The 16,583-nt window shown below is 73.2% G+C and carries 12 protein-coding genes; 7 read left to right on the plus strand and 5 right to left on the minus strand.

From position 1 onward, the window contains the following. Window positions 1-36: 36 nt before the first annotated feature. From yjfF to Pma05_RS28125, 4 genes are all read left to right on the plus strand, one after another. Window positions 37-993: a galactofuranose ABC transporter, permease protein YjfF gene (gene yjfF / locus Pma05_RS28110; RefSeq protein ID WP_203860526.1), complete on the plus strand. Its 957-nt coding sequence runs from the start codon at window positions 37-39 to the stop codon at window positions 991-993. A gap of 171 nt (window positions 994-1,164) precedes the next feature. Then, a complete protein-coding gene (gene araB / locus Pma05_RS28115; protein ID WP_203860507.1) occupies window positions 1,165-2,832 on the plus strand; it encodes a ribulokinase in 1,668 nt (555 codons plus the stop codon). Then, the gene (locus tag Pma05_RS28120; RefSeq protein WP_203860508.1) at window positions 2,829-3,515 is read left to right on the plus strand and encodes an L-ribulose-5-phosphate 4-epimerase; all 687 of its coding nucleotides are present in this window, start codon (window positions 2,829-2,831) and stop codon (window positions 3,513-3,515) included. Before araB ends, Pma05_RS28120 begins: the two co-directional genes overlap by 4 nt. A 437-nt stretch (window positions 3,516-3,952) precedes the next feature. After that, window positions 3,953-4,717, plus strand: coding sequence for a 4'-phosphopantetheinyl transferase family protein (locus Pma05_RS28125; RefSeq protein ID WP_203860509.1), 765 nt, complete (start codon window positions 3,953-3,955; stop codon window positions 4,715-4,717). A 202-nt stretch (window positions 4,718-4,919) separates the two neighbouring features. Here the strand turns inward: Pma05_RS28125 and Pma05_RS28130 are convergent, their stop codons facing one another. Beyond that, window positions 4,920-5,468 (minus strand): YceI family protein, encoded by a 549-nt coding sequence (locus Pma05_RS28130; protein ID WP_203860510.1) that lies wholly within the window; start codon window positions 5,466-5,468, stop codon window positions 4,920-4,922. A 217-nt stretch (window positions 5,469-5,685) separates the two neighbouring features. Between Pma05_RS28130 and Pma05_RS28135 the strand changes: the two genes are divergently transcribed. Beyond that, window positions 5,686-8,826, plus strand: coding sequence for an AfsR/SARP family transcriptional regulator (locus Pma05_RS28135; protein ID WP_203860511.1), 3,141 nt, complete (start codon window positions 5,686-5,688; stop codon window positions 8,824-8,826). A gap of 616 nt (window positions 8,827-9,442) precedes the next feature. On the opposite strand, the gene Pma05_RS28140 is transcribed toward Pma05_RS28135, so the two are convergent. Further along, the gene (locus Pma05_RS28140) at window positions 9,443-9,754 is read right to left on the minus strand and encodes a hypothetical protein (RefSeq protein ID WP_203860512.1); all 312 of its coding nucleotides are present in this window, start codon (window positions 9,752-9,754) and stop codon (window positions 9,443-9,445) included. A 108-nt stretch (window positions 9,755-9,862) separates the two neighbouring features. Next, window positions 9,863-10,942, minus strand: a complete 1,080-nt coding sequence (locus Pma05_RS28145; RefSeq protein ID WP_203860513.1) for a LacI family DNA-binding transcriptional regulator — start codon at window positions 10,940-10,942, stop codon at window positions 9,863-9,865. Window positions 10,943-11,207: 265 nt separating this feature from the next. Here Pma05_RS28145 and Pma05_RS28150 point away from each other — a divergent pair, with 265 nt between their 5' ends. Further along, a complete protein-coding gene (locus tag Pma05_RS28150) occupies window positions 11,208-13,118 on the plus strand; it encodes a glycoside hydrolase family 127 protein (protein WP_203860514.1) in 1,911 nt (636 codons plus the stop codon). Between the two features lie 19 nt (window positions 13,119-13,137). On the opposite strand, the gene Pma05_RS28155 is transcribed toward Pma05_RS28150, so the two are convergent. Continuing rightward, a complete protein-coding gene (locus Pma05_RS28155) occupies window positions 13,138-13,596 on the minus strand; it encodes an LURP-one-related/scramblase family protein (RefSeq protein WP_203860515.1) in 459 nt (152 codons plus the stop codon). 215 nt (window positions 13,597-13,811) lie between these two features. Between Pma05_RS28155 and Pma05_RS28160 the strand changes: the two genes are divergently transcribed. Further along, entirely contained in the window at window positions 13,812-15,278 is a 1,467-nt protein-coding gene (locus Pma05_RS28160; protein ID WP_203860516.1) for an RICIN domain-containing protein, read from the plus strand. Window positions 15,279-15,452: 174 nt separating this feature from the next. Here the strand turns inward: Pma05_RS28160 and Pma05_RS28165 are convergent, their stop codons facing one another. Beyond that, window positions 15,453-16,541, minus strand: coding sequence for an NAD(P)/FAD-dependent oxidoreductase (locus Pma05_RS28165; RefSeq protein ID WP_239313271.1), 1,089 nt, complete (start codon window positions 16,539-16,541; stop codon window positions 15,453-15,455). Between the last annotated feature and the right edge of the window lie 42 nt (window positions 16,542-16,583).

Here is a 16,583-nt window from a genome sequence, read left to right on the forward strand (position 1 = left end):
GCCGTACCGGGTACGGTCGCGAACGGGCGGGCGCGGATGCCGCGGCCGCAGCAGAAGTACCTGCCGATCTTCGCCACCCTCGCCCTGCTGATCGTGATGTACGGCGCCGGGGTGCTGCGCTACGAGGGCTTCTCCGACACCCAGGTGGTGCTGAACGTCTTCGTCGACAACGCGTTCCTGCTGGTGGTCGCGGTCGGCATGACCTTCGTGATCCTCACCGGCGGCATCGACCTCTCGGTCGGCTCGGTCGTCGCGCTGACCACCATGCTCTCCGCCTCGCTGCTGGAGGAGCGGGGCTGGTCGCCCTATCTCGTGCTGCCGCTGGTGCTGGTGCTCGGCGCCCTGCTCGGCTTCGGGATGGGCTGCATCATCCACTACTTCGAGATCCAGCCGTTCATCGTCACGCTGGCCGGGATGTTCCTGGCCAGAGGACTCTGCTACACGATCAGTACCTCGTCGATCACCATCGACGACCCGCTCTGGACCTCGATCGCGCAGCAGCGGATCCGGTTCGGCGGCTTCTTCATCTCCACCAGTGTGGTCATCGCGCTGGTGGTGGTGGCGATCGGGATCTACGTGCTCGGCTACACCCGGCTGGGTCGCAACACGTACGCGATCGGCGGCAACCCGCAGTCGGCGCTGCTGATGGGGCTGCCGGTGGCGCGTACCCGGATCGCGGTCTACACGATCAGCGGGTTCTGCTCGGCGCTCGGCGGGCTGCTGCTCAGCTTCTACATGCTCTCCGGCAACAACGGGCACGCGGTCGGGCTGGAACTCGACGCCATCGCCGCCGTGGTGATCGGTGGCACGCTGCTGACCGGCGGCTCGGGTTACCTGGTCGGCACGGTGCTCGGGGTGCTGGTGCTGGGGCTGATCCAGACCATCGTCACCTTCCAGGGCGACCTCAGCTCCTGGTGGACCAAGATCGTGATCGGCGTGTTGCTGTTCGTGTTCATCGTGCTGCAACGCACCGTGACCCGGCGGCAGACGTAGGTGTGACCCGCGCGGGCCGAGTGGCTGGCCCGATCGGACCCGGCCTGGTGGTAGCGCTAACACCATGGTTGGCTGGCGGGTAGCGGAGGCTCCGGTGGGGCCGCCGCGAGCCGGTCCACCGGGTGCGGGCGGCCGGCGAGGGAGAACAGGGAACATCCAGGAGGGACACGAGTGAGCGCTAACGGTGCGGACCGGTACGTGGTGGGCGTCGACTTCGGCACGCTCTCCGGCCGGGCGGTGGTGGTCCGGGTCTCGGACGGCGCCGAACTCGGCTCGGCGGTGCACGAGTACCAGCACGGGGTGATCGACGACCGGCTGCCGGAGACCGGGGCGAAACTGCCCGGCGGGTGGGCGTTGCAGATGCCCGAGGACTGGCGGTCGGTGCTGCGCGAGGCGGTGCCGAAGGCGCTCTCGGCCGCCTCGGTGGCCCCCGAGGCGGTGATCGGGATCGGCACCGACTTCACCGCCTGCACCGTGCTGCCGACCCTCGCCGACGGCACCCCGCTGAACGAGGTCCCCGGGCTCGCCGACCGGCCGCACGCGTACCCGAAGCTGTGGAAGCACCACGCGGCGCAGCGGCACGCCGACCGGATCAACGAGTTGGCGGCGGAGCGCGGCGAGCCGTGGCTGCCCCGGTACGGCGGGCGGATCTCCGCCGAGTGGCAGTTCGCCAAGGCGCTCCAGGTGCTCACCGAGGATCCCGAGGTCTACGCCCGGACCGAGCGGTGGATCGAGGCGGCCGACTGGATCATCTGGCAGCTCTGCGGCGCGGAGACCCGCAACGTCTGCACCGCCGGCTACAAGGGCATCCACCAGGACGGCGAGTACCCCTCCCCGGACTACCTGGCCGCGCTGCACCCCGACTTCGCCGACTTCGTCGCCACCCGGCTCGCCCACCCGCTCGCCCCGCTCGGCGGGCTGGCCGGCCGGCTCACCCCGGAGGCGGCGGCCGTCACCGGGCTGCCGGCCGGCATCGCGGTCGCGGTCGGCAACGTTGACGCGCACGTCACCGCCGCCGCCGCGAACGCCGTCGAGTCCGGCCAGATGCTGGCCATCATGGGCACCTCGACCTGCCACGTGATGGTCGCCGACAGCCTGGCCGAGGTGCCCGGGATGTGCGGCGTGGTGCAGGACGGCATCGTGCCCGGCCGGCTCGGCTACGAGGCCGGGCAGAGCGGCGTCGGGGACATCTTCGGCTGGTTCGTCGAGCACTGCGTACCGGCCGGCTACGCCGAGGAGGCCGCCCGGCAGGGCGTCGGGGTACATGAATACCTGACCGAGTTGGCCGCCGCGCAGCGCCCCGGGCAGCACGGGCTGGTCGCGCTCGACTGGCACAACGGCAACCGCTCGGTACTGGTCGACCACGACCTCTCCGGGGTGATCGTCGGGCAGACCCTGGCCACCCGGGCAGAGGACCAGTACCGGGCGCTGATCGAGGCGACCGCCTTCGGTACCCGGACCATCGTCGCCGCCTTCGACGACGCCGGAGTGCCGGTGACCGAGTTCATCGTGGCCGGTGGCCTGCTCAAGAACGCCTTCCTGATGCAGGTCTACGCCGACGTGCTGCGCCGGCCGCTGTCGGTGATCGACTCCGACCAGGGGCCGGCGCTGGGCTCGGCGATCCACGCCGCGGTGGCCGCCGGGGCGTACCCGGACATCACCGCCGCAGCCGCCGCGATGGGCAAGGTCCGGCGCGGCGTCTACCAGCCCGACCCGGCCAGCGCCGACATGTACGACCGGCTCTACGCCGAGTACGAGCGGCTGCACGACTACTTCGGCCGGGGCGGCAACGACGTACTGCACCGGCTGCACGCGCTACGCGAGGAGGCGCGCCGATGACCAGCGGCGGACTCACCGGCACGATCAGCGACACCGTCGCCCGGATCCGGCAGGAGGTGTGCCGGCTGCACGAGCAGCTCACCCGCTGGGAGCTGGTCACCTGGACCAGCGGCAACGTCAGTGCCCGGGTGCCGGGCGCCGACCTGATGGTGATCAAGCCCAGCGGGGTGTCGTACGACGACCTCACCCCGGAGTCGATGGTGGTGACGACCCTGGACGGGGACGTCGTCGACGGCAACCACTCGCCGTCCAGCGACACCGACGCGCACGCGTACGTCTACCGGCACCTGCCGCAGGTCAACGGCGTGGTGCACACGCACAGCCCGTACGCCACCGCCTGGGCGGCCCGGGACGAGGCGATCCCGTGCGTGCTCACCGCGATGGCCGACGAGTTCGGCGGGGAGATCCCGGTCGGCCCGTTCGCGCTGATCGGCGGCGACGACATCGGCAAGGGCATCGTCGCCACCCTGGAGGGGCACCGCTCACCGGCGGTGCTGATGCGCAACCACGGGGTCTTCACCATCGGGGCCAGCGCCAAGGCGGCGGTGAAGGCGGCGGTGATGTGCGAGGACGTCGCGCGTACCGTACACATCGCCCGGACCGGCGGCCCGCTGGTGCCGATCGAGCCCCGGCACATCGACGCCCTCTACGAGCGCTACCAGGGGGTCTACGGCCAGCGTTGACGTCCGGGCCGGCGGCGGAGGCCCGGACGGTCCGGCGGCGGCACACCGGTCCCCGGGCTGGTGCGCCGGCCGTCGGGCTGGCATGCTCGCGCCAGAATGTCCCCGGGCGGGCGCCGTGTCCGCCGTCCACCCGCGACCCCTGGTGGTGCCCGTTGACCGGATCTCCTCGCCCGCCCGACGACCTGCCGGAAGCGGTCGCCCCGACCCGTGCCGGTGAACCGGGCGACGACCGCCCGCGCCGACCGGGTGGTCAGGGCGCGGATCGTCCGGGCGTGGATCGTCTGAGCGTGGACCGTCCGGGCGCGGACCGACCGGGCATGGATCGTCTGAGCGCGGACCGACCGGGCGCGGACCGACCGGGCGCGGACCGACCGGGCGCGGACCGACCGGGCATGGATCGTCTGAGCGTGGATCGGCCGGGCGTGGATCGTCAGGGCGTGGATCGGCCGGGCGTCCCGGTGCCGCCGGTGCCGGGCGAGTGCCAGGTGTGGCGGCTGCCGATCGGTCCGGCGCACTGGGCCGGGCTCGACGTGCTCGACGACGAGGAGCGGCAACGGCACGCCCGGTTCCGGCAGGTCGCCGACCGGGACCGCTACCAGGCCGGGCACGTCGGGGTACGAATGCTGCTCGGGCACTACCTCGGCGTGCCGGCGGGGCAGGTCGGTTTCTCCCGGCACTGCCGGCACTGCGGCGCCGGGCACGGCAAGCCGGTGGTCGACCAACCCGCCACCAAGCTCGACTTCTCGCTCACCCACTCCGGCGAGTGGGTCGCCGTCGCGGTGGCCGCCGACCCGGTCGGCCTGGACGTGCAGGAGCTGACCGGCGGCACCGACGTGGCCGCGTTGAGCGAGAGTGTGCTGTCGCCGGCCGAACTGCGCTGGTGGACCGCGCAGCCGGCGGAGTCCGCCCGGCGGGCGTTCTTCGGGTACTGGGCCCGCAAGGAGGCGCTGCTGAAGGCGACCGGGCACGGGCTGGCCGTACCGATGAACCGGATCACGCTGACCCCGCCGGACGAGCCGGCCCGGCTGGTCGACTGGGCCGCCGAGCGTCCCCTCGACGGCCCGGTGCAACTGCACGACCTCGACGTCGGTCCGGACTACACCGCCGCCGTCGCGGTGCTCTCCAGCCTGCCGGTCCGGATCACCCGGGCGGAGTTCCCGGCGTCGCTGGCCGCCGGTCGCCAACTGCCCGACCCGGCCTGACGCGCGGCCTTCGGGCGGCCGGTCTCGGCTGCGGCGGAACGGGCACGGTCGGACCACGATCCGGGTACGCCCAGGAACGGACCCATCCCGCGGTGCCCGTCCCGCCGCCCGGCCGATACCCGGCCGCGATCCGCCGTCACCGGCCGCCCGTGCCCTCCCCACACGCCACCCCCCGTTACCCGTTCCGCTGTGTGGCGTGCGCTCACCCCCGGGTTGCGACGATCTCCAGCGTCAGCCGGATCCGACGGCCGGTCATGCCCCGAGCGGTGGTCAGGCCGAACGCGTACCGGTCGATGGTGGTTCCGGCCCGGGCGGTCAGTTCCGCCGTCCCGGCGGCCACCCGTTCGACGGCGAGCGTCACCGGCCGGGTGACGGCGCGTACCGTCAACTGCCCGTGCAACGCCCCACCGTCGCCGGACGGCACGAACCGCTCGCCCCGGAAACGCAGGTACGGATGACCGGCCGCGTCCAGGTAGTCCGCCGACCGGACGTGTGCGTCACGCTCGGGTAGCCCGCTGTCGAAGCTGGCCGCGAGCACCTCCGCCTCGGCCGTCGACTCCTCGACCCGGGGCGCCACCGCGATCGTGCCGCTGCCGATCCGGAAGGTCCCGCGTACCGGCAACAGCCCGAAGACCGCCCGGGTGTCGAACCGGATCACCGACCGGGCCGGGTCGATGGTGTACCTCCCGGTCGGCACGTCCGGCCCGGGGCCGTTCCCCGGCTGCTGCTCCGCCCTGTTGGTCGCGGTCATGGCCGCTCCGTCCCTCCGCTGGCCGACGACACCGGTCTGGCGTACCCAACCGGCACTGACGAGATGGACGATGCCAACGTGACCTTCGGCAGATCTTCGGGAAAGCTTGCGTCGGTGCGTCGGTGCGTCGGTGCGTCGGTGTGACGGTGTGACGGTGTGACGTGACCGGGGATCGGGGGACCGGGGGACCGGGTGGCGAGGGAGGTCGGGAGAGCGGATGCGGGTCGAGTTCCGGGTGCTGGGCGAGCCCGAGGTGCTCGTCGACGGCCGGGCCGTGGAGATCGGGCACCCGCGACAACGGGCGCTGCTGGTCGCGCTGCTGCTGGCGGCGAACCGGCCGGTACCGCCCGACGAACTCGTCGACCGGGTCTGGGGCGTACGGCTGCCGCGCCGCCCCCGGGACACCCTGTACGGCTACGTGTCCCGGCTGCGTACCGTCCTCGCCGCCGCGCCCGGCGTCACGTTGAGCCGGCAGTCCGGCGGGTACCTGCTCCGGCTCGACCCGGACCGCGTCGACGTGCACCGGTTCCGGAACCTGCTCGTCCAGGCCCGGCGGACCGCCGACGCCGCCGCCGCCGTGGACCTGTTCGACCAGGCCCTGCGGCTGTGGCGCGGGCCGGTCACCGGGCCGGACACGCCGTGGCTGACCGGGCTGCGCGACCAGTTGGACGGGGAGCGGACGGCTGCCCGGCTGGACCGGGCCGACCGGGGACTCCGGCTCGGCCGGCACGCCGAACTCCTCACCGAACTCGGCAGCGCCGCCGCCGACTCCCCGTGGGACGAGCGGGTGGCCGGTCAGTTGATGCTCGCGCTGCACGGATGCGGTCGGCAGGTCGACGCGCTGGAGCACTACCGGCGGTTCCGTACCCGATTGGTCGAGGAGGTCGGCCTCGAACCCGGTGCCGAACTGCACCGCCTGCACCAACGGATCCTCGGCGCCGACCCGGCGCTGGCGTCCGGCGTACCCGACGATCCGGACGCCGAGCCTGGGCCGGTCCGTGCCGACCCGGGGGCCGGTCCGGGACGCGGTCTGCCGGCGCCGCTGACGAGCCTGGTCGGCCGGGCGGACGAACTGGCCCGGGTCGGCCTGCTGCTCGCCCGGGGGCGGTTGGTCACCCTGACCGGGCCGGGCGGTACCGGCAAGACCAGGTTGGCGGTCGAAGCCGCGTCCCGGGAGCCGGGCAGGGCCTGCCTGGTTGACCTGGCCCCGACCCCACCGGCCGACGTGCCGCAGGCGGTGGCCGGTGCGCTCGGCCTGCGGGACGCCATCCTTGCGGCGGCGACCGAGCGGCCCGCCCCCGGGCCGGTGGACCGGCTCGTCGCCGCCCTGGCCGACCAGCGGCTGCTGCTGGTACTGGACAACTGCGAACACGTACTGGACGCCGCCGCCACCCTCGCGCACCGCCTGCTCACGCACTGCCCGGGGCTACGGGTGCTGGCCACCAGTCGGGAGCCGCTCGGCATCACCGGCGAGGCACTCTGCCCGGTACCGCCGCTGGCGTCGCCACCTCCGGCCGCCGGGGCGGGCACGATCGCGGACTATCCGGCCGTCCGGCTCTTCGTCGACCGGGCCGGTGCGGTGGTACCGGACTTCGCGCTGGACCCGGCGAACGCCGAGACCGTCTCCCGGATCTGCCGCACCCTCGACGGGCTGCCGCTGGCGATCGAACTCGCCGCCGCCCGGATCCGTGCGCTGCCGCTCGGCGAGCTGGCGGCCCGACTGGACGACCGGTTCGCCCTGCTGTCCCAGGGCAGCCGTACGGCGGCGGCCCGGCACCGAACCCTGTGGGCGGCGGTGGCCTGGAGCTGGGACCTGCTCGATCCGGCACAACGACGGCTGGCGAGCCGGCTCACCGTCTTCTCCGGCGGGATCAGTCCGGCCGCCGCCCGCCGGGTCTGCGCCCCTGAAGCGGGACACGACACGGTGGTCGACCTGCTGGCCGAGTTGGCCGACCGGTCACTGATCGAACGGGTCGCGGGCGACGAACTGCGCTACCGGATGCTCGAGACGATCCGGGCGTTCTGCGCCGAGCAACTCGGTAAGCCGACCGAGCGGCGCTCCGACCAGCTCGACGGGCCGACCGGACCGCACTCCGAGCAGCTTGGTAAGCCGACCGGACGGCGCTCCGACCAGCTCGACGGGCCGGCTGAGCGGCGCGCCGAACAGTTCGACGGGCCGACCGAGCGGCAGCGCCTCCGTGTCGCGCACGCCGGCTATCTTCTCGAGCTGGCCCGGGCCGCCGAGCCCCGGCTGCTCCGCGCCGAACAGCTACCGGCGTTGCGCCGGCTCGACGCCGAGCGGGACAACCTGCACAGTGCGCTGCGCTGGGCCCGGCACGACGATCATCGTCTCGCGTTGACGCTGTTCGCCGCGCTGCTGCCGTACTGGTGGCTGCGGGGTGACCGGAACGCCTGCGAGGTACTCGCCGGCGAACTGCTCGCCGCCCTGCCCGCCGACCCGCCGGCGGGACTGTCCCAGGAGTACGCGCTCTGCCTGCTCGTCGACGCGGCGAGCGGTCGGGACGGCGCGACCCCGGCGACCCTGAGTACGGTCGAGTCGCTTGTCCGGGGGCTGGGTCGGCAGCCGAGGCACCCGTTCCTGGCCATGCTCTGGGGCAGGGTGGCCGAGCCCGGGCGGTTGCTGCCGGTCCCGGACGGCCCGCCGCTCGATCCCGACCCGTGGAGCCGGGCCCTGGCGCGGTGGGGCGTCGGCCACGGGCTGCTGTTCGGCGGCGACGTCAACGCGGCCGAGCGGGCGTTCGCCGAGGCGCTGCGGGAGTTCCGGGCCCTCGGCGAGCGCTGGGGCAGCGCCCTGGCGCTCGCCGCGCTCGGCACCGTCGCCCAGCGGCATGGCGAGTACGCCGCCGCCGTGGCGTACACGGCCGAGGCGATCGAACTGGCCGAGCAGCTCGACTGCACCCCCGACCTGGCGACCCTGCTCTGCCAGCACGCGCAGGGCAGCGTACTGGCCGGTGATCCGGCGGCGGCCCGGGCCGGCTATCGGCGTGCCGACGAGCTGGCACGCGCGGCGGGTACCCCGGAGATCCTGGCCGAGGTGCGGGTCGGCCTCGGTGAGCTGGCCCGGCTCGACGGGGACCGGGCCGAGGCCCGGCGACTCTTCGAGACGGTGCTGGCTGCGGAGGTGCCGGCGTGGCAGGCCCCGGGGATCCGGTCCCGCGCCCTTCTCGGGCTCGGCCAACTCGCCGAGGTGGAGACCGGGCCCGACGCCGCCCGGGACTGCTACGAGCAGGTCCTCGCCACCGCCCACGCCACGGACCGGCAACTCGTCGTCATCGCCACCGAGCGACTGCGGGCGCTCGGCACGGCCGCCCCCGCGCCGGGCCACCCGCCCGCCTGAGTTAGCCCGCCCCCCGCCCGCCCGGACCCCGGCGGGGCCGACCCGGCGGGGCCGACCCGGCGGGGCTGGGCCGGGGCGGGGGCCGCCAGGTGCGTGTGCTGTTGCTACCCCTGGAGGGGTAGTAGGAGAACACATTGCCTGCGGAGGGGACGGGGTGGCGGGTGTCCGGCAGGAGGCCCGCGTGTCTCGCGGGCGGCGTCCGCCCGTTCCCGGGCGGGGTGGGAGTGCGGGAGCGGTGGGCCGCTGGCCTTCAGTCGCCGGCTGGAGGGCAGCGGGGCGAGGGCCGTCGCCGAATCGGGTCATGCCGAACAGGTCGCGGACGGCGTGACGGTCCAGTTGCCGGCGAAGGCGCGGTTCTCGTAGCCGGTCAGCTGGCGGTCCGGGGCAACGGGTTGGTCCAACCGGACCGGCTCGCCGGGGCGGTCGCCAACTACGAGCGCTCGGTGGCCCTGCGCCACACCACCACCGGCTCGCCGGGGCGGTCGCCGACTATGAGCGCTCGGCGGCCCTGCGCCACCACCACTGGCTCGGCTCGGCGTACCCGGCGGTGCCGCTGGCCGGGCTCGGTGCGCTGACCGGCGGCTCGGCGGACGGACGGCACCGGGTGCTGCGGTTGTCAGAGGCCGAAGACGTCCTCCTCGGCGCCCTGCCGGACGCCGTCGACGAAGCCCCGGAACGCCGGGTCGTTCCGGTCGGCGGTCACGCTGGTCACCTGTTCACCGGTCGCCTCGGCCACCGCGTCGACCAGCGGGGGATGGCCGAGTTCGACGTCGGCGAGTTCGTCGTCGTCGGCCTCGGCGAGGTTGATCACGTCCTGGAGCTGGTCGGTGTCGGTCGCCGGATCTCCGGCCCAGGCTTCACCCAGGTCGTAGCACTCGTCGTACAGCGCGCGCTGGTCCTCGGCCCAGTCGTCGTCGTAGTTCCTCACGCCGTACCCCCTTCGCCGCCCACCACCTGAGCATGCCCCGAGCGGTGCGGGAGGGTCTCCGGTTATCGGTTTTTCCCGGCCGGACCGGACCGGCGGCGACCGGCGGGATTATCCCCGGTCGGCCTGGGTAAACCCGTCGGTCCGGCTGGCCGCGCGGGCGGCGCCGAGCGAGGCGACCGGGCCGGTCGACTCCCGGACGACGAGCCGGCAGGGCTGCCGGATCACCCCGGGGGCCCGTTCGCCGTCGAGCGCGGCGAAGAGCTGCTTGACCGCGGTCGCGCCGAGCTGTTGCAGGTTCAGGTCCACGGTGGTCAGTGGCGGCCGGCAGTCGGCGGCGAAGACCTCCCAGTTGTCGTAGCCGACGATCGCGACGTCGTCCGGGATCCGCCGGCCGAGGTCGAGCAGGGTCTCGGCGACCCCGGTGGCGATCTGGTCGTTGCCGCAGAAGACCGCGTCGATGTCCGGATCGGCGGTGAGCAGCATCCGGCCGGCGTGCCGGCCCCAGCGCTGGGACCACTCGCCGTAGAGCGGGTCGCCGCCGGCCAGCGGCAGGCCGGCCTCGGCCAGTACCGAGTGCAGGCCGGTCACCCGGTCGCGGGCGGCGCGGTAGGTCTCCGGGCCGGTGATGTGCCCGATCCGGCGCCGACCGAGGGCGACCAGGTGTTCCACGGCGAGCCGGGCGCCACCGGCGTCGTCGGCGAGTACGGAGAGGTCGTTCGGGTCGTCGGACTCGCCGTAGACGTAGACGACCGGGACCGGGATGTCCCGGGTCAGCGAGGGGCGGATGTCGTTCGAGTCGCCCAGGATGATGAAGCCGTCCACCTGGCGGGCCAGCAGGGTACGGATGTAGTGCCGACGCCGGATGACGTCCCCCCGGGCGTCGCAGAGCAGTACGCACATCTGCTCGTTGCCGAGCGCGTTCTCGATGCCGAGCAGCACGGGAAAGGCGAACCGTTCGCCGAGCTCGTCGGTGAGCAGCCCGATGGTCCGGGTACGTCCCGAGATCAACCCCTTGGCCAGGGCGTTGGGATGGAAGGACAGTTCCTCGGCCGCCTCCAGGACCCGGCGGCGGGTGGCCGGGGCGACCTCGTCCCGCGCGTTCAGCGCCTTGGAGGCGGTGGCCACCGAGACACCGGCCCGCCGCGCCACGTCGGTCAGGGTCACTGATTGAGAGCGTTGTCTGACCACCGAAATCCTTTCGGACCGCATTTCGGGAAGGCGGAGCAACCAGGATTCTAGTCTAGGCCGACTACGCCGTGATTTACCCCTTCGGGTGAGGGGTTGACAGTGGCATAACCTGGTCGCTACCTTCCGAAAAGGTTTTCGGATCCCGGCCCTCCGGGCCCACCCGGCCCTCCGGGCCCACCTTGCCCGGGTCGGCCACCCGTGCCGCCGGATGTCCCGGTGCGACCGAGGCTGACCACGGCCGGGTACGAGTGGGGGGTTGTTGACGATGATCGGACCTGTCCTGCCGTCGGCGGGCGCGCTGCGGCCACTCGGCGTCGACGAGGTACGGCTGACCGACGGCTTCTGGGCCGAGCGGGTGTCCCGCAACGCGGCGGCGACCCTTCCGCACTGCCTGCACTGGATCGAGCGGACCGGGTGGCTGCGGAACTTCCGGCTGGCGACCGCCGGAGGGCTGGACGCCGGCCGTCAGGGCCGGGAGTTCTCCGACTCCGAGATCTACAAGCTGGCCGAGGCGATGGCCTGGGAGACCGCCCGCTCCGGCACCGGCGTCGCCGGGCTCGACGGCATCGCCGAGGCCGTGCTGGCGGCCCAGCACGCCGACGGCTACCTGAACACCCGGTTCGGCCAGCCCGGCCAGCGACCGCGCTACTCCGACCTGGAGTGGGGCCACGAGCTGTACTGCTACGGGCACCTGATCCAGGCCGGGGTGGCGGCGCTGCGGGCCGGCACCGCCGAGGCGGTCGGCATCGCCGCGATCCGGGTGGCCGACCACGTCAGCGCCGAGTTCGGTGTGGACGGTCGGACCGGGATCTGCGGCCATCCGGAGATCGAGCCGGCGCTCGTCGAGCTGTACCGGGTGACCGGGGAGCGGCGCTATCTCGACCAGGCCCGCCTCTTCGTGGAGCGGCGCGGCCGGGGCAGCCTGGCCGACATCGCGCTCGGCCGGGTCTACTACCAGGACGACCTGCCGGTACGGGGCCGTACCGTCTTCGCCGGACACGCGGTCCGGGAGCTGTACCTCGCCGCCGGTGCCGTCGACGTGGCGGTGGAGACCGGCGACGACAAGCTGCTCGCCGCGGTGATCCGGCAGTGGGAGCGTACGGTGGCCGCCCGCACCTACCTGACCGGCGGGATGGGCTCCCGGTACGACGGGGAGTCGTTCGGCGAGGACTTCGAACTGCCACCGGACGGCGCGTACGCGGAGACCTGCGCCGCCGTCGCCTCGGTGATGCTCTGCTGGCGGCTGCTGCTGGCCACCGGCGAGGGCCGCTTCGCCGACCTGGCCGAGCGCACCCTCTACAACGTGGTCGCCACGTCGACCGCGCTTTCCGGCCGGGCCTTCTTCTACGCCAACACGCTGCACCAGCGGGTGCCCGGTACCCTGCCGGACCCGGACGCGCCCAGCCCGTACCCGGTGGGCAGTGTCCGGGCGCCCTGGCGGGAGGTCTCCTGCTGCCCGACCAACATCTCCCGACTGCTCGCCAGCCTCGGCGGGTACGTCGCGACGACCGACGACCGGGGCGTCCAACTGCACCAGTTCGTCGGCGCGGAGATCCGCACCGGTGCGGTCGGGCTGACCGTGCGGACCGACTATCCGTGGCGGGGCGCGGTGGCCGTCCGGGTCACCGAGCCGGGCGACGGGCCGTGGCGGCTCGCCCTGCGGGTACCGTCCTGGGCCGGGGCGGCGACGCTGGTCACCCCGGACGGCGTGCGGCAGGTGCCGGCCGGCGGATACGCCGAGGTGGAGCGGCACTGGCGGGCCGGTGACGAGGTCTGCCTCGAACTGCCGATGCAGGCGCGCTGGACCGTGCCGGATCCCCGGATCGACGCGGTCCGGGGCAGTGTCGCGGTGGAGCGCGGACCGCTGGTCTACTGTGCCGAGTCGGTCGAGCAGGCCCCGGTGCTGTCGCTGGACTCGGTGACCGTCGATCCGGCGACCACCCCGGTCGAGCGGCCGATGCCCGGGCTCGGCCCCGACGCCGTCGGCCTGGACGTGCCGGCCAGCGTGGCGGTCGCCCCGGAGTCGGAGTGGCCGTACGGGCGGGCGCCGGTCGGGGAGCGCCAGCCGGTCGGGTTGGCGTTGCTGCCGTACCACCTGCGGGCGAACCGGGGACCGGCGTCGATGCGGGTCTGGCTGCCGACGGAGCCGACCGGAGACGCGGGCGCCGGCCGCTGACCCACCGGCCCGGCCGGGCTCAGCTGGACGCGGCGACCGCCGCCTGCTGGCTCCACATCGTGATCACGACGCCGAGGACGAACACCTGGACCGGCAGCGGCAGGCCGGGCAGGTCGGCGACGGCGTCGCCCCGCCAGAAGCCGGTCCGGCGCACCGAACCGATCCGGCGCCCGGCGGCGTGCAGTTCCTGCTCGCTGCCGAAGAGCGAGGCGCGCTGGAAGTGGTAGGTCTGCCCGCCGGCCTCGACCGTCCACCGCTTGCGGCCGACCCGGTCCGCCGAGGCGACCGCCCCGCCCGCCGCGTCGAGCAGGGTGAAGCGGTTTCCCCAGGCATTGCCGCGTACCTGGTAGCGCTGGCCGTCCAGCTCGAAGTCGCCGCCGCTGCGCCAGAACGCGTTGTCCCAGGTTGTCACGAACCGGCCCCGGACGCTGATCTCGTATCGGCTGCGCCACGCGCTCACCTTGCGGGCCTTCAACACTTTGCCAGGTTAACCGGGGTGGGCAAGGTAGGCCGGGGCGGGCGTCGCAGCGTGCTGACCACCGGCACGACCGGACGTACGCCGATCTCGTGGACGGTCGGCACGACAGCCAAGACATTGACATCAATCGAATTACTGGCAGATGCTGTGAGGCGACCGATCAGCCGGCCGGGGCGGGTACCCGGGTGTGCGGCACCGGAAACCGGGAGGGTGGCATGTTCCGTACGTCGCGGATCCACGTCCGAAGGTCGGTGCCGGCGGTCGCCGTCGGCCTGGTCGGGCTGCTCGCCCCGGTCGCCGTCGCCACTCCGGTCGCTGCCGCGCCGGTCACGGTGAGCAACGGAACCCAGTTCACCGACACCACCGGCGCGCTCCTGCACGCGCACGGCGGCGGGATGATCAAGGTGGGTGGTTACTACTACTGGTTCGGGGAGAACCGCAACGACAACAACACCTTTCGGTACGTCTCCGTCTACCGCTCCACCGACCTGGCCAACTGGGAGTTCCGCAACCACGTCCTGACCCAGTCCTCGGCCGGCGAACTGTCGGTGGCCAACATCGAACGTCCGAAGGTCATCTTCAACGCCAGCACCAACCAGTACGTGCTCTGGATGCACTGGGAGAACGGCTCGGACTACGGCCAGGCCCGGGTCGCGGTCGCCACCTCCAGCACCGTGGACGGCACCTACAGCTACCGGGGCAGCTTCCGGCCGCTCGGCAACGAGTCCCGGGACATGACGGTCTACCGCGACGACGACGGCAGCGCGTACCTGGTCTCGTCGACGAACAACAACGCCGACCTGAACATCTATCGGCTCAGCGCCGACTACACGCAGGTGGCGAGCCTGGTCCGGACCCTGTGGCCGGGCAACTGGCGGGAGGCGCCGGCGATGTTCAAACGCAACGGGGTCTACTTCCTGGTCACCTCCGGGGCCACCGGCTGGGCGCCCAACCAGGGCCGGTACGCCACCGCGACGAGCATCACCGGCACCTGGAGCGGACTGGCCAACCTCGGCGACAGCATCACCTACGGCTCCCAGTCGGCGTACGTCGTCCCGGTGCAGGGGAGCGCGACGACCTCGTACCTCTATCTCGGCGACCGCTGGGCCGGCGCGTGGGGTGGCCGGGTCAACGAGTCCCGGTACGTCTGGCTGCCGCTCTCCTTTCCCAGCAACACGTCGGTGACGATGAACTGGTATCCCCGGCTCTCCATCGACACCGTCACCGGCCAGGTCAGCGGCGTCGGCTCCGGCCCGGCGTACGTGACGATGCGCCCCCGGCACAGCGGGCGGTGCCTGGAGGTGCTCGGCCAGTCCACCGCGGACGCCGCCAACATCGTCCAGTACGCCTGCAACAACGGCGGCAACCAGCACTGGCAACCGCTCGACCTCGGCACCGGATACCACCAACTGGTGGCCCGGCACAGCAACAAGTGCCTGACGGTGCCGAACGGCTCGACGGCCGGCGCCGTGCAGGTGCAGCAGTTCCCCTGCCAGTCGGGCCGGACCGACCAGCAGTGGCAGTTCACCGACCTCGGCTCGGGCTACCACCGGGTGACCGCCCGACACAGTGGACTGTGCCTGGACGTCGACGGCAGCTCCACCGCCGACCGGGCCCGGATCATCCAGTGGACCTGCACCGGCGGCACCAACCAGCAGTGGCAGCGGGTCGCGGTCGGCTGAGCCGCGCCGCCCCCGTCAGCCGCCGGGCTCCGTCAGCCGCCCACCCGTCAGCCGCCGGGCTCCGTCAGGCGGCGGCGGTGGCCACGCAGAACCGGTGGCTGCGCAGAGCCGGTGGCTGCGCAGAGCCGGCGGCACGACCCGGGTCGCCCGAGCCGGCGACTCCGGCGGCGTCGGTCAGCGCGCGGCCACCGCGCCGAGCAGTTCGAGATACCTGTCCAGGAAGAGCCCGCCCTTCAGCTCCGCGGTCGGGACGGCGCCGAGGAGGCCGGCCTCGGGGTGGTAGCCGACCCCGCCCTTCGGCCCGACCGGAAGGACGATGGAATCCGCCGCCGCCCGATAGGTGGCCAGGGTGCCGCCGCCTTCGATAAGCGTCCGGACGTTCGCGGCGACCACCTCGGCGTGCTGCTGCGCCGCCCGGGCCTGCTTCATCTCGGGTACCGCGGTGACGTCGCCGACGGCGAACACGGTCTCCTGGCCGGGCAGCCGCAGCTCGGCGGTGACGGCGAGCCGCCCGTCGGGGCGGCGGGCCGGGCGCAGTTCCGGGCCGAGGTAGTCGCTGTCGACGGTCCCGCCGTAGCAGGGGAACCAGATGTCGGCGTCGATCTCGACACCGGACCGGGTCGTCACGGTGAAGCCGCCGGTCTGGCCGGGACCGGTCTCCGGCAGCTCGCGCAGGGACGTGCCGAGCAGCAGCTCCACGCCCAACTCGTCGAGCTGGGCCCGGAGTTCCGCGCGGAACGCGTCCGGAAACCGGCCGGACACCAGGTCGGCGGCCGGGTCGACGACGGTGACGGTCTTGTCCGGCCAGACCGCCTTGATCTCGCCGGCGAACTCGATCCCGATCGGCCCGGCACCGAGCAGCAGGACCCGGTCGGCCCGGGCCAGCGCCGCCTGCGTGCTCCGGAGCTTGGCGGCGGCGCCGGCGGCCTCCTCGACGTCGAGCTTCGACGGGTACGGCGAAGTCGAGCCAGTGGCCAGTACGAGGTAGTCGGCCGTGAACCGTCGGCCGGAGCCGAGGTCGACGGCGGTCGGGTGCACCCGGACCGCGCGGTCCCGGAGCACCCGGCCACGGCTGAGCAGACCGTCGTACGGGATGAAGATCCGTTCCGTCCAGTCCGGGTCGACGGCGGCGCGTAACGCGGCGACGTTGTGCACGAACGTTTCCCGGGGTTCGACCAGGACGACGTCGGCGATGTCGTCGAGCGCCTTCGCCACGCTGATTCCGCCATATCCGCCGCCGAGCACAGCCACAGTGGGAGCCACAGCACACCTTCCGAGGAGTTGGTCGCGGTCGTATCTCCGCGT

The organism is Plantactinospora mayteni (assembly GCF_016862935.1).
Lineage (GTDB): Bacteria > Actinomycetota > Actinomycetes > Mycobacteriales > Micromonosporaceae > Plantactinospora > Plantactinospora mayteni.